The sequence below is a fragment of the Nostoc commune NIES-4072 genome (assembly GCF_003113895.1).
GTDB classification, from domain to species: domain Bacteria; phylum Cyanobacteriota; class Cyanobacteriia; order Cyanobacteriales; family Nostocaceae; genus Nostoc; species Nostoc commune.
The window spans coordinates 1-21188 of record NZ_BDUD01000009.1; the positions used below are offsets into that span (position 1 = coordinate 1).

Annotated in this window: 27 protein-coding genes; 14 read left to right on the plus strand and 13 right to left on the minus strand. The window is 42.5% G+C overall.

Annotated elements, in window-relative coordinates:
* Both CDC33_RS37135 and CDC33_RS37140 read left to right on the plus strand, forming a co-directional pair.
* Window positions 1-439: toprim domain-containing protein (locus CDC33_RS37135; RefSeq protein WP_219930159.1), on the plus strand; the 439-nt coding region annotated here is incomplete at its 5' end.
* A gap of 229 nt (window positions 440-668) precedes the next feature.
* A complete protein-coding gene (locus CDC33_RS37140) occupies window positions 669-1037 on the plus strand; it encodes a VOC family protein (protein ID WP_109013536.1) in 369 nt (122 codons plus the stop codon).
* A 16-nt stretch (window positions 1038-1053) separates the two neighbouring features.
* On the opposite strand, the gene CDC33_RS37145 is transcribed toward CDC33_RS37140, so the two are convergent.
* From CDC33_RS37145 to CDC33_RS37155, 3 genes are all read right to left on the minus strand, one after another.
* Window positions 1054-1530, minus strand: coding sequence for an ester cyclase (locus CDC33_RS37145; protein ID WP_109013537.1), 477 nt, complete (start codon window positions 1528-1530; stop codon window positions 1054-1056).
* Window positions 1531-1744: 214 nt separating this feature from the next.
* Window positions 1745-5185 (minus strand): DUF5906 domain-containing protein, encoded by a 3441-nt coding sequence (locus tag CDC33_RS37150; protein ID WP_244919593.1) that lies wholly within the window; start codon window positions 5183-5185, stop codon window positions 1745-1747.
* Between the two features lie 120 nt (window positions 5186-5305).
* The gene (locus CDC33_RS37155; protein WP_109013562.1) at window positions 5306-5476 is read right to left on the minus strand and encodes a hypothetical protein; all 171 of its coding nucleotides are present in this window, start codon (window positions 5474-5476) and stop codon (window positions 5306-5308) included.
* A 274-nt stretch (window positions 5477-5750) separates the two neighbouring features.
* On the opposite strand from CDC33_RS37155, the gene CDC33_RS37160 reads away from it, so the two are divergent.
* The 9 genes from CDC33_RS37160 (at window position 5751) to CDC33_RS37200 (ending at window position 12281) form a co-directional block, all read left to right on the plus strand.
* Window positions 5751-6776 carry a ParM/StbA family protein gene (locus tag CDC33_RS37160; protein ID WP_109013538.1) on the plus strand — a complete coding sequence of 342 codons (1026 nt, stop codon included), beginning with the start codon at window positions 5751-5753 and terminating at the stop codon, window positions 6774-6776.
* Window positions 6777-6779: 3 nt separating this feature from the next.
* On the plus strand, window positions 6780-7010 hold the full coding sequence (locus CDC33_RS37165) for a hypothetical protein (RefSeq protein WP_109013539.1): 231 nt from the start codon (window positions 6780-6782) through the stop codon (window positions 7008-7010).
* Between the two features lie 2 nt (window positions 7011-7012).
* Entirely contained in the window at window positions 7013-7228 is a 216-nt protein-coding gene (locus tag CDC33_RS37170) for a hypothetical protein (RefSeq protein ID WP_109013540.1), read from the plus strand.
* Complete coding sequence (locus tag CDC33_RS37175) at window positions 7225-7500, plus strand: hypothetical protein (RefSeq protein WP_109013541.1); 276 nt, start codon at window positions 7225-7227, stop codon at window positions 7498-7500. Before CDC33_RS37170 ends, CDC33_RS37175 begins: the two co-directional genes overlap by 4 nt.
* 261 nt (window positions 7501-7761) lie before the next feature.
* Window positions 7762-8205 (plus strand): hypothetical protein, encoded by a 444-nt coding sequence (locus CDC33_RS37180; protein ID WP_109013542.1) that lies wholly within the window; start codon window positions 7762-7764, stop codon window positions 8203-8205.
* Between the two features lie 12 nt (window positions 8206-8217).
* Window positions 8218-8934 carry a hypothetical protein gene (locus tag CDC33_RS37185; protein ID WP_109013543.1) on the plus strand — a complete coding sequence of 239 codons (717 nt, stop codon included), beginning with the start codon at window positions 8218-8220 and terminating at the stop codon, window positions 8932-8934.
* A gap of 23 nt (window positions 8935-8957) precedes the next feature.
* A complete protein-coding gene (locus CDC33_RS37190; protein ID WP_109013544.1) occupies window positions 8958-9506 on the plus strand; it encodes a hypothetical protein in 549 nt (182 codons plus the stop codon).
* Window positions 9503-11401 carry a type IV secretory system conjugative DNA transfer family protein gene (locus tag CDC33_RS37195; RefSeq protein ID WP_109013545.1) on the plus strand — a complete coding sequence of 633 codons (1899 nt, stop codon included), beginning with the start codon at window positions 9503-9505 and terminating at the stop codon, window positions 11399-11401. Before CDC33_RS37190 ends, CDC33_RS37195 begins: the two co-directional genes overlap by 4 nt.
* A 208-nt stretch (window positions 11402-11609) precedes the next feature.
* A complete protein-coding gene (locus CDC33_RS37200) occupies window positions 11610-12281 on the plus strand; it encodes a response regulator (protein WP_109013546.1) in 672 nt (223 codons plus the stop codon).
* 462 nt (window positions 12282-12743) lie between these two features.
* Here the strand turns inward: CDC33_RS37200 and CDC33_RS37205 are convergent, their stop codons facing one another.
* The 4 genes from CDC33_RS37205 to CDC33_RS37220 form a co-directional block, all read right to left on the minus strand.
* The gene (locus CDC33_RS37205; protein WP_109013547.1) at window positions 12744-13787 is read right to left on the minus strand and encodes a RelA/SpoT domain-containing protein; all 1044 of its coding nucleotides are present in this window, start codon (window positions 13785-13787) and stop codon (window positions 12744-12746) included.
* Between the two features lie 47 nt (window positions 13788-13834).
* Complete coding sequence (locus tag CDC33_RS37210) at window positions 13835-15196, minus strand: hypothetical protein (protein WP_146195948.1); 1362 nt, start codon at window positions 15194-15196, stop codon at window positions 13835-13837.
* Between the two features lie 222 nt (window positions 15197-15418).
* The gene (locus CDC33_RS37215; protein WP_109013549.1) at window positions 15419-15631 is read right to left on the minus strand and encodes a KTSC domain-containing protein; all 213 of its coding nucleotides are present in this window, start codon (window positions 15629-15631) and stop codon (window positions 15419-15421) included.
* Between the two features lie 79 nt (window positions 15632-15710).
* Complete coding sequence (locus CDC33_RS37220) at window positions 15711-15938, minus strand: DUF2188 domain-containing protein (RefSeq protein ID WP_109013550.1); 228 nt, start codon at window positions 15936-15938, stop codon at window positions 15711-15713.
* 204 nt (window positions 15939-16142) lie between these two features.
* Here CDC33_RS37220 and CDC33_RS39725 point away from each other — a divergent pair, with 204 nt between their 5' ends.
* A complete protein-coding gene (locus CDC33_RS39725) occupies window positions 16143-16289 on the plus strand; it encodes a hypothetical protein (protein ID WP_181374393.1) in 147 nt (48 codons plus the stop codon).
* 206 nt (window positions 16290-16495) lie between these two features.
* Window positions 16496-17488: a tyrosine-type recombinase/integrase gene (locus CDC33_RS37225; RefSeq protein WP_109013551.1), complete on the plus strand. Its 993-nt coding sequence runs from the start codon at window positions 16496-16498 to the stop codon at window positions 17486-17488.
* A 6-nt stretch (window positions 17489-17494) separates the two neighbouring features.
* On the opposite strand, the gene CDC33_RS37230 is transcribed toward CDC33_RS37225, so the two are convergent.
* The 6 genes from CDC33_RS37230 to CDC33_RS40055 form a co-directional block, all read right to left on the minus strand.
* Entirely contained in the window at window positions 17495-17938 is a 444-nt protein-coding gene (locus tag CDC33_RS37230) for a type II toxin-antitoxin system VapC family toxin (RefSeq protein ID WP_109013552.1), read from the minus strand.
* Window positions 17939-17940: 2 nt separating this feature from the next.
* Entirely contained in the window at window positions 17941-18180 is a 240-nt protein-coding gene (locus CDC33_RS37235) for a DUF2281 domain-containing protein (protein WP_109013553.1), read from the minus strand.
* A 129-nt stretch (window positions 18181-18309) separates the two neighbouring features.
* Window positions 18310-18714 (minus strand): hypothetical protein, encoded by a 405-nt coding sequence (locus CDC33_RS37240; RefSeq protein ID WP_109013554.1) that lies wholly within the window; start codon window positions 18712-18714, stop codon window positions 18310-18312.
* Window positions 18711-19304 carry a nucleotide-binding protein gene (locus tag CDC33_RS37245; protein ID WP_109013555.1) on the minus strand — a complete coding sequence of 198 codons (594 nt, stop codon included), beginning with the start codon at window positions 19302-19304 and terminating at the stop codon, window positions 18711-18713. Before CDC33_RS37245 ends, CDC33_RS37240 begins: the two co-directional genes overlap by 4 nt.
* Window positions 19305-19565: 261 nt before the next feature.
* Window positions 19566-19748, minus strand: a complete 183-nt coding sequence (locus tag CDC33_RS37250; RefSeq protein WP_109013556.1) for a hypothetical protein — start codon at window positions 19746-19748, stop codon at window positions 19566-19568.
* A gap of 56 nt (window positions 19749-19804) precedes the next feature.
* Window positions 19805-20989, minus strand: coding sequence for a S8 family peptidase (locus CDC33_RS40055; RefSeq protein WP_280524485.1), 1185 nt, complete (start codon window positions 20987-20989; stop codon window positions 19805-19807).
* Here CDC33_RS40055 and CDC33_RS40060 point away from each other — a divergent pair.
* Window positions 20934-21083 carry a hypothetical protein gene (locus CDC33_RS40060; protein ID WP_219930161.1) on the plus strand — a complete coding sequence of 50 codons (150 nt, stop codon included), beginning with the start codon at window positions 20934-20936 and terminating at the stop codon, window positions 21081-21083. The two genes, CDC33_RS40055 and CDC33_RS40060, sit on opposite strands and share 56 nt — an antisense overlap.
* Window positions 21084-21188 lie beyond the last annotated feature (105 nt).

Here is a 21188-nt window from a genome sequence, read left to right on the forward strand (position 1 = left end):
AACTAGGGGCGAGAACAACAGCTTTTTGGGGTACTCTAAAGGCACTAAGCGCAGTGATAGCTGGTTTTACTTCCACTTGGGGGGTAAGGCTAATGATTTTACCTCAACAGCGATTCTATGTAAGTCCCCCATTGATGCTATTTCAAGAGCCATGCTGGAATATCTTATCAGGGGCGATGTCCCACCCGAAAGAACAGTTTATATGGCTATTGATGACATCAAGAGCTTACCACTTGAGCGATTGCGAGACATCAATAATATAGTGGTGGCGTTTGGTAACGATAAAAGCTCTGATGCGATGGCACAGCGTGTATTAGAACTACTGCCACAGTCCCAAATCAAAAAATCTAAAGCCAGTGATTGGAATCAGCTGCTTATAGTTTATGGGCGACAGTTAAGGCAACAGCAACGCCAGGAAGATGATGAATTAAGTCTTTAAAAGTCAACGTTCTAGTAGTGAACTGTACAGTCCCTTTTTGTAGTATAAATGTAGCTGTTTGGTACTTCTTTTTGATTCAAGTGAACCAAAGGCACAGTGATGCCTAATAAGTGGAATTCCTAGAATTTCAGAAAAAGAAGAGTTACCTTTTGCAGTAACGAGTATATGCTTTGGCAAGCAGGTTAGATTCGTTGAGTGCTTCAACAGATGAGGAGAATCCAAGAAGTATATGTTTAAGGGTGTTCAAGCTGTATTTTTTTTCGTAAATGATGTTGTTGCAGCTGCTCAATGGTACAGCGAGCTTTTAAATATACCAATGAAGTACTTTTATGTAGAAAATGAAATACGGGGAGCATTGATTGATGTTGGCGGCGTTGAAATGTTTTTCCATCTGGCAGATGAAAAAATGCATCCGGGGAATGCGGGTCAAGTAGCCTATTGGCGTGTAGACAACTTTGAGCAAGCATTAGATTATGCTCAAAAGCATGGTGCTAGGCTTTATCGAGGCCCCTTAGTAATTGAGGGACAGCAGGCAATTTGTCAAATGTGTGACCCATTTGGAAACCTTTTTGGTATGCAGGGTAAAACCAGGGTCTAGGGTATGGCAACTACTTTCAGGCTTTCCTAAACAGTTTGGATACAACTCCTTTCAGAATATATGGTAGTAGCTTCGGAGCGGGTAAGAAAACAATCCCTAACTGCTGCATCAATCCGAGTGCATCGCCTTGCCCCCAATGCTCCACGATCTTTCCATCCTCGACTCGATCGATGTGCATGATCGACAAATTGATTTGTTTACCTGTTGGCGGAAGACCTTGAAATTCTCCAAGATGTGTGGCTGTGAATTTTCCATACGTTACAACCCTATCGCCTGAAACAATAACCTCATCAAAAATGTGCTGTCCCTGACCGAAGGCTAAATAAAACGACATCCCAAACTGCTTAAACCCTGCCCCGTCCAATGGCTCTGCTATACCCCCTAGATGAGCAACAAAGTTTGGAGCCAAAAGCTCTAAGGCTTGCTCCATTTTGTGATCGTCAAAAGCTTTGTAGAACTGGAGAACGAGGGCTTTGTTTTGTTCAGTCAGCATACAGAATTTCGTTTTGAACTAGATTGTAACGCGGTGATTACGAGAACTTAACCGGGCAGAAAGCCGACTTGAAAACACTACCTCAGCGATCGCACTTTAACCGAGTTCCCAACAAACAATTCCGTTTGTTGGGGTAAATATAGCGAACGGCGGATACCCTTAAGTAGTTTATTTATAAAACAGTGAGCTAACGGGTGGCAGTGACCACCCATTTTTATGAGCCAAAGTGAACCTCCCTCTCGGCGGCTGGTACTAGCATCTCAAGTTGCGCGAATTCACCCAAGGTCAAGAACCCGTGCAGTTCCAAATAAGAAGTGATCTCCATTTCGCTCAGAATCTCTTTAACCACCTCCCAACTTGGATTAGGGGATTCCAAGATACAAGCGATCGCTTCTGAGGCTAAAACCTTGGAATCTTCGGAAGATTGCACCGACTCGGATTCACCCGCACCACTTTCTAGCTGTTCCGCACCAGTGACGCATGAGTTTTCCATGCTCTGTAAGGGTTCCGCACCACTTTCTAGCTTTTCCGCACCAGTGACGCATGAGTTTTCCATGCTCTGTAAGGGTTCCGCACCACTTTCTAGCTTTTCCGCACCAGTGACGCAAGGTTCGCCGCAGCAGTTTTCCATATCTAGCAAGGGTTCCGCACCACCCGCACCAACTTGGGGGGTATATTCTTCTTTTTCCATTGGCTCAGTCAGAAGATTTAATTTCATTTCTGACTCTTTTCCAGTGTTTTCTGTGAAATCTGATAAAGTGGTGCGGGTGGTGCGGAAGTCTTGATTTTGCGTGGTTTCTGGTGCGGTCAGTGGTGCGGAAGTGGTGCGGGTAGAGCCTAAAGTGGTGCGGGTAGCTGACAAAATTCCAATGCCTTTGAGTATTGGGATGTTCCTTTTTGAAACTTCACAGTACTTAGTCCCTTTGACCGCTTTCGGAAACAGTTGGGAGATGCGGGGAATGATTTGGTTGATGCCCTTCACGTTTTTATCACTGGGGCGGGCTTGGTCGATCCATGATCTGCGGTTGCTCTCATCTATAGTGAGTGTGCCGTTTTGGGTGTACCACATCTCTAACATTGACCATAAAGCCCGTGCGGTAATCTCTCCCCCTTCTAGATAACCTATGTTGTTATCTTCTAGGAATTGAAATAAATGATTGTTGTCTTTTTGAACATTACGGAAGGCATCAGTTGTACATTCGTAGTCAATGCCTTCTTCGATAAGTTTGTTAAGAGCCTCTAACATTTTATTTAGAAATGCTGGGGCTACTTTCGTTCTAACAAACTCTGAATCATCAGCAAAACGGGAGTCGGCTTGTAATTCGTTTGGGTTGTTGGGGTCGGGATTTTTTACAAATGTTTTTAGAAACTCCAAAACTGCGATTCTATCTTGAGTAGCTTGCATTACTCCTTGCAATGGTGGCGTTTCATTTAAGTTGAAAATGCCTGGTGCGTTCGGGGTAAATTCAATATGGTCTTTGCCTTTCCGCTCACAATGTAACTTGTTACCTGTGACAAATAATTTCAGACTTTGTATTCTATCAAGTCTGCAAGTTTGTGGGTTTTCTGATGCCCAATTAAGCCTAGAATGCATTAGTGGTGCGAGTCCAAACTTTCTGCCCTCATCGTAAGCTTGGAAGTCAGATAGAGATATGCTGGTTATCCCAGTCTCTCCATAAATAATAGATACACATTTGCGAATCGCATCTTTACCGTTTGACCCTAGCCCCACCGCCAGTAATGCTTTCGCTTCTCTTCCTCTAACCTTTCTAACAGTTTGGAGGTCAAGGGATGCAGCAAGATTCCGTAAAAGAACTTCTTGCTGTGGCTTATCTAAGCAAGCGAGTAAGCGCTCACAATCTGTACTATCAGCGTTGGGGTCGTACTCTATTAATGGCTCATAAATAAAGTAATCTTCGGGGGTATGTGGGGATAGCGTTATAGTGAAATTCTTACCATTCCAAACGGTTCTAACGATTCCATTAATGCAGTTTACCCCTGGTGGATTGATTAATTCTGGGTCAATTCCTGTTAGCATCTTTGCCCATTCAAGAATCTTTTTTACCCAACTGGGTGAAGTATAAGGATAAGATTTTTTACCTTGTTCATTCTCAACCACAAAGGAATTACAAAATTTGGCTATTCGTCTGCGCTCTGTGTCATCGGGAGAGTGTTTGTAGTGGTTGCCAGTATGCCAGTAGAGCTTATCAGCAGCACAAATCCAGGGTTTATCCCCGTAGAGAGCTTGAAAGGCTTGTTGGATAAAGCTTACAACTGGATTTTGGTCATCATCATCATCATCGATGACATTTACCTCTGCCTGAAGATGACGCTGGTTTACGGCTGCGTGGATCTCCTCTTCCAGCTTTCTGATAAATTCTGGTACTTCCATCTGCCCCAAGATTTCTCTGATATCACTTGACTTATATGGTAAATCGGGGCAGATGTCATGAGGGTTAATTCCAATAAGTGCAATCCCTACCTCGGCGGCGCAGTCCTGGCAGGTCTGGAGTTTCTTCAGTCCAGTGTCGTCTGGGTCATGTAGAAAAACGATTAATCCTATGCCTGAATCCTTGATAAGTTGGTATTCTGGCAGGATTGATTTTTTGTCCCAGGCACTACCTTGGAAGGTAAATCCAGCAAGCCCATGCTCTCGACCAACTTCTACGCACCCCTCCCCTTCGTGTTGGAGTAGTGCCGGGGTTCCTTGTACAGATTTACTAGCAGCTAGCGCTTCATCAATGCGGTAAGCTTTCCAGGGTTCATCCCCTTTTCTCATCTCTGGAGTGCCATCTGGAAGCCTGTGCCATTGGCGGAAGGATTTATCTTTTCCCTTCTCTTTGATGTAATCTGCCCATTCATAGCGAATTACCCATTGAGTTTGTGAGTAAGGATAGATTGTTTGTGTTGCATTCCCTGGTATTCCCTTTGGGAGCTTGCAAGTTATGTTTTGAGTTTGGGGTATGTCAGTCACCGCTTGGGTCAACATCACCAGTGCTAATTCACCATCTGGAATTGGCGCACTTTTGGGCAAGATTCTCTTGGGCTTCGCTGCCAAACGGTTTAGGGATGGAGTGTAATTAGCCCCTGTTCTTTCTGCCACCACTTCAGCCCAAGGTTTAATCGCCTCTCTGATGTCCTTACACTCACAATTATTGAAGCATCTGTACTTCCCGGTTTCTGGGACAATAGATAAGTCATTACCGCCACAAACTGGACAAATAAACTTATTTTTAGCTTTGGACGGTTCTAGCTGATCTTGAAAATTTCGGATGTCAAATTTTTCAAATGCCTGTTGAGTTCTTGAGGCATTAGTTTTTTGTGGTGTATCGAACAGGTGTTTATTTTCTACACTGGCAGTTTTGGTATTACGTGCTGCTAACTCTTGCTCCCCTGTGACTGACTGTGCTATTTTAAGCGGCTCAGAAATATTCGGCGTTGCGCCATGATCTAACAGTCCGGGCGCACTTTGCATTTCTAGCGTATTCATTTGTACTACTCCATGTTTTTTTTGTGTTTTTTGGAGTAGTTCTTTGCCGTTGTCGCCGCGTTCTGTTAGGTTAGAAGGTGAACAATTATAAAAACTAATCTGGTTGTAGTTTTTGTTGACTATTCGTGAACGACGGCAAATCGTTCTTGGTGTTCGCCTCATCATCTAACTGAGCGCACCCGAAGCAGCAAGAGCTACTCCTTTTTTTTGTACTCAAGCAGTTTGAATGCTTGGGTATTTTCTTTGATGCAATGGGCGAGGGTTTGTATCCACCCACGCAATAACTCATGCTTTATCGCCTGGTTTTAAATCTTCCGATCGCTCAAGAAGCGATTTTTTGACTATTGCGCTTACTAGTTGCGGGATGGTTCGGAATTCCGATTCAGCCCATCGCCGCAGTTGTTCATACTCCTCCGGGTCAAAACTAATAGTTGTTCTGGGTCGTTTCGTAGCCATTAATAACATCACTTGTCCATTTGATAGACATTATGAGCTACTAATATCTATCTTTTAAAATTACATCACTTATGTACTATATTGACAAGTGATGTACTTGTAGATTAATATAGCATTAACACGGTCAAGGAACCCACAAGTGGCAAAGAAGCCCACGGATGGAAGCGGATAACAGACCCCGTAATTCGGATAGAACAGTAACCGCAGATATCCAAAGCTTTTTCACCATAAAGGTTTTACGAAAAATTCAAACAAATTTAAGGACTTCAATCAGATGGTAGATTTGGCATTAAGTCCCACTGTTGGGATTCTAGCCCCATCGTTGACCCCTGCTTCTTGGGATTGTGGTAACGGGTATTCTAAACTACATTTTCCCCAAGGAGAGATACTTATTCCCTCCTACTTTAAACAAGTCATTGAAACGGACTCTAACGACTACGAAAGCTTAGGAAACGGTGCGGTAGTCGAATATCTTCAAGGCGAACGCTCTGATCTATCTGGCTCTAAGTGGTTGATTGGAGAGACTGCCGAAATCTACTGTAAGCAGTCATTTGGACGCATTGTTGATGACTTCAAAAACAAGATTACTTATGGGCTGCAAATGCTCTTAGGTGCAATTGCTCAAACTCCTAGACAGCAGAGCTATAACTTGTTTTTAGTCGCTTCATTGCATGACTCTCAAGCCTTTGCCCATGATCTAAAGAAAGCCTTGCAAGGTAAGCACATTGTCAAGTTTGATGGCAAAGACATTGTAAACGTTGATATCACCTGTCAAATAACAGAGGAAGGTGTAGGAGCATTGTTAGTTTCCCGCGCCCCTGGTCAGCAGAAAGTCGCGCTCATTGACCTGGGGCATGGAACTACGATCACCTCAATATTTGAAGGCAACAAACTATTACAAAATAGTCGCAAGATTGACACAGTAGGCGTTCACCATCTTTGTGAGACGATAGCGAATAACCTCCAAACCCGTCGCCACCTTGGTAAACCAGCTAACCCTCATCTGATCCGAGAGGGGATGAGCAAGAACTTTGTTTATGGAACCACCAATTGGGAGTTTTCAAGCATTTACTCATCAGAACTCAAGGGATGGCTTGCATCTTGTTTAGTCCCTGCGTGGAAGCATTTGCAATCCCGCGCTGATGACCTGGATGCTATTTACCTTGTGGGTGGTGGTGCAATGCTGCCATCGGTTAGTGCAATCGCATCTAGGCAAGGAATTGCACAGATTCATAATTCCCAGACTGCCAATGCAATTGGGTTACTGAAATTAGCTGTTGCATCACTAAAGAAGGTTTAATTCATGGCGAAAGATAACCGGGTTTGCATCCCCAAAGATTTGATTGACCCCGTAAAGGCTGAGGCGGAAAAACTGCTTCTCACCGATGACCTGACCTCTGCTGTGACTTGGATTTTAAGGGCTTACTTTCGAGAGAAAAATTCACTTTGCTGTCAGCACAAGCAACAACCTGCTCTAACTGAGCAGTCCCAACCCGACAGCTTAAGTAACTTTGAGGATTTGTTCGTAGCGTAACCATGAAACCAAACAAAACACTAGGGCTTACTGTTGCTGCCCTTGGCTTTTTAGCCCTCGGCTACTTTGGAGTCCAGCACTTCGGTAAAAACAATATGTTTACCACCGCCGCAGCTGTGGGAGGTGCAGGGGCTATCAGCTATGTACTTCAGAAACCGAGTCAACCAGAAGCCCCAGCCGCACCAATCAAAACCCAAAGGAGAAGAAACAAGTCATGAGCGACCAAGATACCCAAAAGACACAACCATCACTAACAACAACCGAAATCATGACCATCATCCTGGGTTGCGAACAAACTCTTAGATTTGTGCAAGCATCCCCAAATTACAAACAGATTGAAGCATCGGAGCGGTTCAGTACATCGAATGACCTAAAAATGGGCGATGCCGTTCAAGCCTTGATGGAGATTCACGAAGCGATTCTAAATATCGAGTTTTATTCGCAAGTTGAGGGACAAACTTATGCTTTCAATGACAGCCTTACAGCGTAACCACCTGTACCAATTCCGTGGTCAACAACTCCGCTACAGCCATCGGTCTAATTGTCGAGTCAATGCGCCTTTTGTATTCAATGACTCCAAGGGCAGAAGAAAAGAATTAAGCCAAAACCAAGTCCAGACGGAGGTTTTTGAACTTGTTGAGTTTTGTGAGAACTGATGATGAAGCGATCGCACCTGCCGGCAAGCTTGGCGATCGCCTAATCAGGATGTATCTCGATACGCAAAACGAAAAGTACACAAGGATTCTAACAAATGACACTTGATTACAGAAATCCCAACGATTGGGGACGTTCACCTCTAACTGACCGCGCTTTGAGATTAGAGCAATTCAAAGCGGAAAATCCTGAACAGTGGGCAGCAATGATTTCGGCAGATATTGAGGCACTTTCCACACCAATATTCGAGAGTGAAGATTACCCACCCTTCACAGGAACCGAATTTCTAGCAACTCATTCAACCATTGATGACCATCCATACTCTGCTGCATTTGGTCAATTCTTGGGTAATGGGATTGACGCGGATATTGCAAATACCTTGGCGTTTGGCTCTAAGCGATTTGATTTAATCTCTGATGATTTTGACGACCCCATAAGGCAACTGGCAACGAGAATCTATAGCCGATTTGAAGAGATGGGCTATTGGGATGAATTGCCCCTAGAGCCGAGTGATATCGACTACGACTTAATACCTTATTAGGAGAATAACGCAATGGACTTTGCAATACGTAATCCGGTAGTTGGTCATAGTTCGCATATTGACGAGAAGGCGCAATCTTGGGGAGGATTTGAGTCTGATATTTTGGGCTATCTTTCGGATATAAACAAGCTCGAACAGTTTGCCGATTACGCCAATAATGCCCAAGAGTTGAGTGACCGATTAGAGCCATTCTTGGACAATGCCAAGGTGGTCTTTGAGGCGATGGAGAAGTTAACAAAAGGTCAGGTTACTTGGACAGAACTTCGTAAACAATACGGCTCTCATGTAGCGGGTGCAATTGGTAAAATCCGTAAACTTAACGCTGAATTTGACAGCGAGATGAGTAAAATAGATGCCCAAGATAGAGCCGACTTGCTGCGAATTGACCAAAAACGTAAGCATGGACTAGCCGAAGTTGCAGCCCAATTACACCACGATTTGCAAGCAGAATTGTGGAGACATGAAAACAAAATTAGCGGCATCGAAAACAGGCAAGTTGTGCAAGCAGAACGGCAGGCAATCACAACAGGACTAAGAGAGAAACGCCAACAACTTTTAGCCCGTGCTAGGTATGGTTCCAGAGCTTTAGAACCCAATCAAGCACCCCAAGAAGTAATACCAATTCAATCCCAAAATCATGCACCTGCGTCTAGTGTTTCTGCAACAGGAACAGTTCGCGGTTGGGGTGCAATGTTGGGTAACTTGTGGCAGAAGTTAGGCGACCGATAACTATTAGTTAAAAGGCAAGGCTGATGCTAGTAAGGAAACGAAATAAAGATCCTCATAGCGTCAGCCCTTTTTCATTTGAAGGGCTGGCACAGAAATCACAACAACATCAGCAGCATCAACAACCCGAACAGTTACCACCACTGCCAGAAAATAACCGAGGTAGGACATTTAGACGTGCTGGTAATGCCTGTGAAATTGTCGCTGGCAGTTGTCTAAACAGTACAGTTATTTTTACATTTCATCTATTGCAAGTTCACCCAGTTGGAATGTTCCTAGCTGTGGGTACTGCACACTTGTACTTTACTGCTACTGCAACGGGTGAAGGCAATAACCGTTTCGTCACTAATTTAATGACTGGTTGCAGTGCATCACTGGCTTTATTGTGTGCGCTTTCTGACCCGATTAGTGAATGGAATGAAGCGAGAACTTCTAAGGAGAGTGCTAATACTTCAATTCAACAGATGTATCAGCCCAAAACTGCGGATTATTCCAGTTGGGTGAATGGTGCTGGTGTGGCGATATTCGTAGCGATATTAATGATTTTTCTATTTGGTGGTAGTCAGAGGAAATGAATTATTTAACCGACAAACATAAACAGTTATCCGAGTCACAACAATCGGGTTTAATGTTGTGGTTTGGTCGCCTGCCAATGGACAAGAAAGCTGTTGCAATTGGGCTAAGTTTAACTGTGGGTATTAGCTCGGCGGCGATGGCTTGGAAAGGGGAATCAAGCGACCGCATTTATTTCTGCGTTCGGACTCCCCAGAAAAAATTGGTATGTCAGGACAAGAATAACAGACCATTCCGCATGACCCCCTATTACTGGGAGCAATGGAAGCTAGAAGGGATGCCCACTCAGATTGTGCGTGACCCAGCTATGGGGGTTAATGGCTTAGTCAAAGCTACCAACCCATGTAAGCCGTTTTGGGCGTTTGGCGGATTCCTGGGGTTTGCGCTTGCGGGGTGGATGCTTCGCCATTGCCAAGAGGAGGAGAAGCAGAGAGCAGTTTTTGAAGACATCGCCCAAAAACGTGATGCGGCGAAAGCAGAGATGGCCGCACGTTCCGAGTTGTTAGAGAGTTACCGAGATGTTGCGATCGCAGAAGTTCAACTACAAGCCGACTTGGATCTAGTGGCCAATGATCGCACTGTGGATATCCAAAAAGCCGAGATTTACGCCCACACGGAAATTGAAGTTACCCAAATGGAGGCAACTGATGCCATTTTTGAGGCGCAAACGGCTGGGATGACCGAGGAACAAAAGGCAGAGTACATCAAGCAACTGCGAGAGATGAAAACGCCCTATTTGCAAGGGAGTCAGACTTTAGCGGGGACGATTGACCCTAACGACAAGGTTACTGGGGATGAACAGGGCGCAATCGCACCGGGAGCAACCCCAACAGGTGATTACCTTCACCCATCAGAACCTCTTGCCCTCAATACTTTACAAGCTCTAGCCAGAGCAGATAGTTCCACTGCTTTAGTCGCCGCACCAGGAAGCGGGAAGTCAGTAACCCTCAATTACTTAATTCAGAAAATCTTGGCGGATTCCCCAATGGCAGATATTTGGGTAATTAGTGCTAAGAATGATAGTTTTTGCGGTTTACGGGAGAAGGGGCGGGTAATTGTCTTTGACGGGGAAAACCCAGATTTAGCCAAAGAGATAATTGATAGCTTTTACACGGCCTACAAAAAGCGTAAGCAACTACCAGAATCAAAGCGTGAATCGTTACCACCATTGATTCTCATTTTGGATGATTGGTTGGTGATTGCTGACTCATTAAGCAAGCTTTACTCTGATTGGAATTATGGGAGTAAATTACTTGATGTTTTACTGATTGGTCGAGAGTTTAATACTAAGTTTATTGCTTCCCTACAGTCTTTTAATCTGGCAGCATTGGGCATTGAAAAGATGGATGCCCAAACTCGGATCTGTCTCAATTTACTGCTGTTAGGTAACAGGTATATCAAGAATGGAAGGGAGCAAGAATCTTATGGGGTACTGGAGTTGATTTTAAATAGAGGTGACATTATTCCAGGTAAGCTTGAGCGGGAGCAAATTAAATCTAAATATCTGGATGTGAAAGCAGTCTCTTATCAAAACCTCCGTCCAGTGATGATTGCTTCTGTTGGTGGTTTTGTTGTGGCATTAATGCCCCTTTTATCTAATAAAGTCAACTCGATTGCTTCGGAGCAGGAATATCTAGATAGAGTATTTGACTTGGAATTTAATTTAAATCCTGCTCACAATGGACATTCAAAGCCATTATCTGAAGTAGCGAAAAAGATTTATGAATACTTCCAGAATGTCAAGACTAAAACCCCAAAAACATTACGCGATTTGAAGAAAGCAGACAGGTTATCTGGTTATTCAGAGCCAGAGTTAATTGATGGGTTAGCTGAATTAGTTAAGACTGAGAAGATAAATTCTGACGGTAATGATAGCTATTCCCTGCCTGATTGGTGAAAGTCCTGCCGTGATGCCGTGGTGAGAATCAGGTCTGTTTTACGGGCTTTAATGGGTGTCTACGGCACACGGCACAATCACGGCAATCCATGCCCTGTATAGGTCGTAGCCTACGGCAGCTTCACGGCAAGATGGACAGTCACGGCACAGACACCAATAATAAATTCCCCAAGAAAGAACCATTTATTATTAGAGGATTATCAATATTATGCTGAGAATAGTAATTGTTGAACCATCAACATTCACTCTCTTAGGCATCAAAGGTGCTATTTCACAATCTCCAGATATAGAAGTAACTGGTGATGCTACCAGTGGAAAGCTAGGGTTTCAGTTAATTGAACAGACCAACCCTGATGTTGTGTTAGTTGATTTACTATTGCCCGATATGAGTGGTTTAGAACTGACTCGCTCAATCAAAAGGAAAACTAATAGTAAAGTGGTGATTTTTACTAATCAGACTCATTCAGACTTTATTAAGTCAGCTTTCCGTCATGGGGCTGATTCTTATATGCTCAAAAGTGCTGATGTAGAATTGATTGAACTAGCCATCAAGAGAGCTTACTCTGATGAATGCCTGCTTGACCCGAAGCTGGCTAAAAAACTGTTAAAAAGCCTTGATAAAAATAGATATATTGACCCTACAATGCTTGACAAGAACTTGCTTGACTCTCCCACCGAACGACAAATACAAGTCCTGCGTTTACTGGCTCAGGGTTTAGTTTTTGAACAGATTGCCAAAGAAATGTTTCTCTCTGTTAGTACAGTCAAACGTTATGCCAGTGATTTGTACAGTAAATGGCACGTCAGGAACAGTTATGAAGCTATAAAAAGAGGGGCGATGCTTGGTTATATTGACTATAACTTGATTGTGAATGAATGATGTATTGGTGGGGAGAGCGAAAGGATTAAGTCGGGTATTGGTGGGGTTTATTTTTGTACAAAATCTCTATATCCCTAACTAGCCCAATCACTGCTGCAATACCGAAGAGCGCACCGTCAGAACATCGGCAGTAATACAGGAGATACAGCCCAACTTTAAAGTCAAGGGTCAACGGTTCAGTTCGGAGGAATTGAAGCGACTGTTTAACGAACTGGTAGAGGCGAGTCTGTCCGTCTGGCTGGATGCAAATACTATTGAAATCACTGAAAATCGGACAGACCAAGAGTTCGGACAGAATTAGACAGAATCCTTGTACAACAAGGGACAGACAAGACAGACATCTAGACAGACACAGCTTCAGCTTAAATTAGGGGTAATTTAAATGACAATTATTTTTAGCGGTATCTTATTAAATTCTTAAGCCTACCGTTATTTCAATGTGCATTGGGTTAATAAGAAGTATTATATTTCTTTTGCTAGAACCTCATTAAGTTTGTCTAAAAATTCTTTAGAGTCAGCAAAATAATTTGGATATGCTTTTTTTAGGGTCTTTATTGATTTTGCATTAACTAATACGATGTCTACCTCTTTTGTGTCTTTGTATTTTTTCTCAAAATTAATATAGTCTTCAGTTGCTTTAGAAAGGTATTTTTCTTTGTAAGACCATATCTGAACATTTTGTTCATCAATATTAAGCAGGATCAAAAAATAACCAGAATAATCTCTACTTACAGCATCATTGATTAGATTGGTTGAAACTGAAAAAGCTTGAAGTTTTTTGAATACTTCTAATTCTGTTGCTAGCAGATTTACTTCATGTTTGATTTCTTTTAGCCTTTGGTTGGTTATATTCTTTGGTAAACAATTTTCTAGAAATGCAAAAAGTAAGCTTACTAACTTAAAAAAATGCAACCAATTCTCAGAACCTTCTCCTGATTTCAGAGGTTGTTTTAGGAATGTTCCTGCAACTTCTACTGCTGTAGCCCATGAGTGTTGTATCTTTGTTCTTACTTGTATTTCAATTGTATGCCCATTATATATCTCATCTTTTTTACCTTTGTATTTATAAATTAAATGTATCCCTCTATATCCTGAATCTTTAGGATTTTCAATATAATCATTTTCTTTTGCCAATTCATTTTTTGTTCTGCTATTTAATAGCAAGTGTTTTAAAGTATTTACTTTTTTGATATCTGATAAAACGACTCTGCATCCTCCAATATCCTGCATCCTGTGTAATCTCATTTCATGATAACGTTTGAGTTTTCTTAGTATTGATGGAATACGCTTTAATCTTTGGGTAATTATTGCATTTTTCTCAACAGTTTTTACCTTAAATCTTAATAAACTTGTAATATTATTTAAGGGAAATGTATATGATGACCTCCAATTACTGACAATATCTAATGCTTCTAGGCATTCTTTTTCAGATGAATTCAAATTTATTAAATTATCCCCTGCCCTGCTTACTGCTTTCTTGCTATATTTTGGTTCAATCCAAGTCATATCTTTGTTGTATATTTTGTATTTTTGGTAAACTGAAAATAACAGATTTAAGGTTTTGTAATACCGTAATTTATTGCATATTCTTTCAGCTTTTCTAATATATAAATTGATACTTTATTGTCAACTGTTTCAGCTTCCGACTTGTGATGAAATTCTATCAAGCAAGAATTATAATTTAGTTCAGCAACAACATCTACTTGAAGTCCTTTGTTTATACCTTCCAGTGATTCATATCTTGCGTTTGAGAATCCACCTCCGGCTTTTTCTATTAGCTGCATGATTGCTGAGTTTATTTCCTTGTGCTTGTCTTTTGAGCTTTCTTGTATTTTGTAATATGAATGAATGGTTTCATCCTTGGCAGGTTTACCATATTCTCTCGTATCTGCACCCTCTCCAATAGAGTACTTGTACAGCTCTGTCGATTTAATAACATTTTGTGCATTTCCAAGATTCTTTTGAACGCCTACAATAAAACTACTTAATTCGTCAGAGCCAAAATTGTGAACAGCATGAACTACGGCACTACCTGATAAAGAGGTTAGCTGTGTATTAAATAGAGCTATTACATAGGGTAAACTAGTTTGAAGTTCGCTATTACGCTCTTTCCACCACTCAGCGACATTTGATCTCTTGGTGTACATAAGAAGCCGGGAACCTTCAATATAAAAACTATCTGCCCTTCTGACATTTCTACATATTTCTCTAACTTCTTTCTTGCCAGAACTTAGCGCAAATATTAATTGGGGAGGTTCAAAACCTATTTCATCTACATTAAACCTTTCAGCAATTGCCGCTTGAACTCTATCTAAATATTCACCTATATTTTTTGAGCCATCGGTAACTCTTTCAACTAAATCCCAGTCTAGAGCAGCATCTTCCAACTGCCAGTTAGCTACCTTCAGTATCCCTGAGAGTACAGAAGAAAACTGCTCTGATGAGAGTCCTTTCATACGATGAATAGGATGATTACCAAAAGGGCTATTACCTCCAACAGACTTGAGGATTGAAACAATCTTTTCTGCAAAAGATAAGTCATTAACTGGCCAAAGAATGATTAAGTCGCGCCTGTTCCTAATTAAAGTATTTAGCTGAACTGCAAAGTTCCTATATTCATTGTCTTCAAAAATAAAGGATTCGTGACCATCCAAATTGAAAATCTTTATTTTTTCCGTAACTCGGCTATTGCGAATAGTTTCTATTATCCCATTAAGAGCATGACTGTTATCGTTTGTAACTCTTATTACTGAGTCCACCAAATCATGTAGAAATAAGTCTAATGAGTGAACGAAAGTAGTTTTTCCCGCGCCACTTTCTGTTGGACTGTAGACAAATTGCAGTTTACCTTGAAAGGCGCTATTGCCTTGGTTTATTAATCTTGCTATTTCGCGTAAATCATCTTCTTGCTTCACAAAGGTTGTCTTCGCTCCATCACCAAATAATCCTACTAGAGGCTCGTATCGACTTGGGAGAGCTTTAATACTGCTTTGTATCATCTCTTTTATATTTATTCCTTATAACAAGTAATACCAATTTGTAAAATATAGCTAAATATAATGTATCCAAGACAGAACGGCTTATAATAATAGATGCTATACCTAGACTTTGTATATAAAATTTTAGTGGATGGTTTATCAGCCTATCCTTTTATAAGGATAAAAATCTTTGATGTAAGCATGAAAATACTTCCCGTGAGAGGAAGCACTCATTAGTCCCCTGTAAATAGACTCCGTAACTTTGAAATATTGGTATATGCCTCCACTATGAAACTTAATTTCAAGTGTGCAAGTTGTAGCATCATAGCCAACACTTTGCAAATCGCTTGAGTTAACTTGTGTTTGTAGCATTCTTTGTCCCTATAGATAAAGTAGATGTCAGGTGAAAAATACTCACCTGACAGTCCATCTTGAGCTAATATACTAGTCTTTAACCTTTGGACGATCGCGGATCGTTCCCATAGCTGTTGCGCTCTCGAATTTGTCCTTTTTGGTTATGTATTAACAATTCGGACTGCTGATTAATAGCAATCTCGCGCCCTTTCTCAATGGCTTTTTGCTGGGTGTCGAATACTTTAGTAGCCTTACTAGCACCCTCAGACTTAACTGCCCAGCCTTCAGAGTGAGGAACGATGTGTTGGTCTTTACCTTTAGACATTAGTAATATTATTTATACTGAACTACTTTTACACCCTAACACAATATTTATTCATGTATGCACTTTATGGAATAAAAAATATTAAATAATTAGTAATTTTCTTGGTTGTTCTTTAAAAATCAACTTTTTAAACTTTTCTCTTTCAAAAGTCATTTGAATACTTAGCTAAGGTAAATGCAGAGTGGTTATTCACGTAATAACTAAGTGAAGCTCATATTTGATATCAACCTTGATATCATCTGTGTGGAGCTTTTGATTGGAGTGTGTTCTCTTGCGATCGCTCTTGGAGCAATTTTGCTAACATTTAGCACGCAACAAAGCCAAAGTCGTATCAATAACTGTGCCGATTGACATTTTTGACCACAAAGCCGATGCTTTAGAGTCAAAATAATTACAATACTCACTTAGAAGCCAAGAAGTCTTAATCCCAGGCATTCCAGAATCGGAAAAATCTCTTTTTGTGTTTGGGATGGAAGGAGAAGAGTGTATTTTGCGTTGGTGATGCGTGTAATGGTATAAGACGTTAATGAAAAGGTGCATTGTCATTAACGCTAAAAATGAATAAGTTAAGTACATATACTGAAAGTTCTCTGACTCAAGTTGCCAGTCAGCTGCAAGCGTCAAATGATTTTTTGGCGGAGTTGCAGCAGAAAGCTAAGACGACGCAACGGGGGTATGCTGGCAATATACGGATATTTTTTGAGTATTTTTTGCAAAGGGAGCCGACCCAAAAGGATGTCTCTGAGTTCTGGGGGTTGGATGACCAGACGGCTAACGGGTTAATCCTCAAGTTTAAGAATCATTTGGTGGCAGAGGGTAGGAAGGCGGCAACGATTAATCGGTACTTGTCCGCCCTCAAGTATTTAATTAAGGTGGGACGGAACCTCAAGCACTGCCGATATCACTTTGATAGCGACCGCATTGAGTCAATGATTGTGACTAAGTACAGGGATACGCGGGGTGTTGTAGTTGATGAATACAACAAAGTTTTTGATGTAATTGATACCACTTGCACCAAGGGAAAGCGGGATTATGCTTTATTTCTGCTGCTTTGGGCAAATGTTTTGCGGCGGGGGGAGGTGGCGAAGTTAATGGTGGGAGATTTTGATTACCACGATTTGACTTTAATTATTTATGGCAAGGGTAAGGGCAATGATTCTACTAGGATTGACTTAAACCCAGAAATTGCAGAGGCGGTTAGCGACTGGCTGGGCTGTCGTACAAATATTAAACCCAGCGATCCTTTGTTTATCGCGCTTGACTTCCACAATTATGGACACCAACTCACCGGGGATGGCATCTACGCCATTGTGAGAAAAACCTGTGAACGTGCTGGCATCAAAAAGCGGATGACACCCCATAAAATCAGGCATTCGGGGATTACCGATGCTCTTGATTTGGCTTCAGGAGACTATCGGAAGGTGCAGCATTTGAGCCGTCATGCTGACCCCAGGACTATTTTGGTTTACGAGGACAATAAGAATCAGTATCAGTTGGAGTTAACTAATAAATTAGCAGCCCGTGTGGGGAAAAGGCGGCAATCCCAATAAAATAAATCAAATCCAACTTTCTACAGGAAATTCCCTGACTTGACGCATTCTTTGAAAATCACTATCTGATGTAACGAGAATTAATGAATGGCGTAAAGCTGTAGCAGCAATCCACAGGTCATTTTCACCGATGCCAATTTCTTGTAGTTGAGTTGTTTTGCGTTTACTCTTTTCTTTGGCTGCAAATCTTTTAATAATTTCCGACTTGAAATCTCCGTAAATTTCTGCCGTTTCATCATCAATTGGATAAATATCAATTCGGTTGATAAATGCGCGAATTTTGATGAGATTTGCAGTTTTTTGTTGGGAGTTTTGTGCCATGAATCTGAGTTCACCTGCGACAATAGCACTAGTGGCGAGTGTAACCTTACCTAGTTCACGAAAGTGATTGACAACTTTTGGTTCACCTTCTATCAAAAAAGTGCAATGATTTGTGTCAAGCAAATACATTCTTAAAATTCCAGTGGCATACGAGCATCATGAACAAGCTGAAGACATTCTCTAATATCATCACCTGACCAAGTTCCTGCAAATTCTAGTAAATCTTCAGCTGTAGAACCACGTAAGTTATTTGTACTTGACTGTTTTGCTGTATGACTGGTTTTGATTTCTCGAATAAAATTAAGTGCTTCTGTTAACAATTCTGGTGGTAAAGTTTCTATTTCTTGGATTAATAATTCTTTGCTAGTCATCTTCTACCTCTAATCATCGTCCTTACTTTCCACATTGTAAACGGTAGGAATAGCGGTTCTTCCGCCGTGCTGCTGACGCACTTTCTCCCGTGCTAGTTCACCTGCACGCTCTCCTCATTCAGCAACGACTCAATTTTTTTTAGAATTTCGCCTTGGCGTAAATTCGTCAATTAGCAAATTTATATTTTCACCTTGCTGCCATTTTACCCAGACAGCCATGAGAAAATCTACCAATTCGCTTTTATCAATCTCTACGCCACGCCTTTTGAGTTTAAGTAATTCTTCCTCTACGTCCAAATCTGTTGAGCGTTTCACATAGTAGGTGCGCCCAATCCAAGCATCATCAGACCGCTTACCTGTTGCAGGTCTGCCACGTTTACGGGGTTCTTCTTGAATTGGCGCTGTCTTTTGTGGTGTTGGAGTCTGTATCACGTTACTCTCTGTAGTTGTTTCTGGCGGTTGTTCTGGCTCAAGTTGTGGTTCGTCTTTGGTTTCAAATAACTTTTTAAAAGGGCTAGGTTTAGGGTTGCTCATGACAATATCTCCTTACCCACCTCTTGATACTCTCGCCATGCTATTTTGCTGCTGCGGTCTTTTACTTGATAAACTGGCAGCCCCTCCAATGCCGCTTTTTCATAAACAGCAAATCGTCTAATCCCATGTTGAAATAGTGGTATTCCCTCTGCCTCTAAAGCTTCGCGTGCTTGCTGTCCGGTTAAGCGGGGGGCTGGGGGAATGATTGTGAGCAACACACGATAGCGATCGCTACCTAATGATTTAAGTGCGCCTACAGTCTGCAATAGCGCATCCATCGCTAAAGCATCAGGGGTAGTAGGCAAAATTAATAAATTACACCCATCAGCGAGTGCTTCCAAATCTTCGTGGCTTGGTCTAGCGGCTGTGTCAATAACTACATGGTCAAAATTACGGCTGTGCATAGTCGCTTGTAGTAAATCCACAACTTTAAAGGGTAATGCTCCTCGCTTTGCCCATCCTGTAGCACTGTGGTTTGGGTCGCCATCAACCAGTAAGGTGCTGCCCTTCTGAGATAGATAGCAAGCAATATGGATGGCGCTTGTCGTTTTAGCTACGCCACCCTTGAAACTAGCAAGGGTGATTATCACAAGATGTACTCCAGTAAATGCTGCTAGTTTACCCTTTAAATAACGAAAATTTGTATTTCTTTATTTCTAACAATTTCCCTTGGCGACAATATAGCATTTCGCAAATTCAAAAATCTCCCAAGTGGCAACCGTTAGTAAACCCCAGCTTGGTAGCTGGGGTTTAGGGCATCCGTGAAAGGTTAAGATAAAGAGTTAATTTCTAAGCTAAGTTTATCATTCCTCAACGGCAATCAGCTTTTGGACATTTCCCAAAAAACGGTATCATACACTACTATTTTTTGGCGAACGCAAAACTTTTCGGTCTACTGAAAGTATTTCACGGACGAGCTTCGCTTTTTCTACCTCAAAAAATTTTCGGACAACCTGTGCATCATTACCGCATCCATTCCGTAGCGCCTGTTTATCTGCGATCGCCTGACCCATCCCGACACTGCTCACTAGCATTACAGGCTGTAATGCTTATCTTTCATTACTTTCAGCTTTTCTTAGTGCCATTCTTTCTATGGACTATTCCACGGTTGTAGCAACTCAGCTTTACCATCTCCATCCACGTCTGCAACGAGCCAGTTTAGGGCTCCAGTACCTTGTCCAATATCACCAGTGCTCCACTTTGTCGTCATCTGGGTTCCATCCCAACCGTAGACGATAAGACCAAGCTGGAAAACTAGCATCTCGCGAAGGTTTGGTCGGTTGCCGATTCGTTGGCTACTTGGTCGTCCAGGCGCATTTTGCTGGGGCGAGCCTGTAGTTCGGAGCAAATTCCTTGCTGCCGGTGGGGAGAGAGGACTCACGCCACGGGTACGCAAGACACCTTGAACGCAAGCCAGTGCGCCAACTACGATAGGCGATGCACTGGAGGTACCGCTAAATTCGTCGGTGTACCAGAAGTCTTCGTTTGAGCCTCCCTGCAAGTCGCCGTAACCACAGGTTGTTACCTCATATCCCCAGCCTTGAGCATCAATTAGCGCTCCATAATTTGAGAAGTCCAAACGCGATCTGTCAGGACCGTAAATATTCCGTCCGTGTGTACCTGGAGGCGGCGCACCAGCTCCTACGACAATGGCTCCAGAATCACGATTGGCGCGGTTAAATGGATTAGTCCAATCAGAAGGAAACCCTGGAGCTGGCGTATTGTATGTAGGATCGTCTAGGTTTTCTGCTCCGTTGCCCGCCGCTTCCACAACAATTACACCTCGGCTGGTGGCATAGCGGATTGCGTCGAAGTCGTCTGGCCACCACTCGATAGCGATGAAGCCTTGCTGCCAATTTCCGGTAGAACGGGGTCCAGATCGGTGAAGTTCGATGAGGATAATATCACCTGAATTGAGCATATCGGCTGCTTGGCAGATCGCTCCAGCTGAACCTAGTCCACCAAAAATGGAGATAGCACGAACATTAGCATCCGGGCAGATTCCTGTGCAGCCAAAGGTAGTACGGTCGCTGCCAAATACCCCTACAACTGCCGTCCCGTGATTTCGCCACCCCAAATCCGTCGACTGAGTACCGCCGACGACACCGCCCTGGTTCTGCGTAAGATCCTCGTGCGTGAAGCGCCAAGCACCTTCTATATCCACGATCCGAACACCTGCTCCACCGCCGCCAGGTTGCGTCCACGCGTAGCGCGCGTCGATGCCACCCGGAGCTGCGTCTAGGTACGCCTGGCGGGCAGTAAAATCAGGGGTCACTGATGGTGCTTCTGCTGTTAAAGGCACCATGTCATTGAGCCTCTTAGATGTTTCATTCAACACCACAGGTAGTTCGGCTGGTGGCTTTACATAAGCAGCTTCCACAACCTCCTGTTCACGCAAACGTGCTGCTAGTTCCTCCAGACGTTCATCGGGAGCTTCCACCCTGTAATAAACGGACAGATTTGGAACGTCTGTG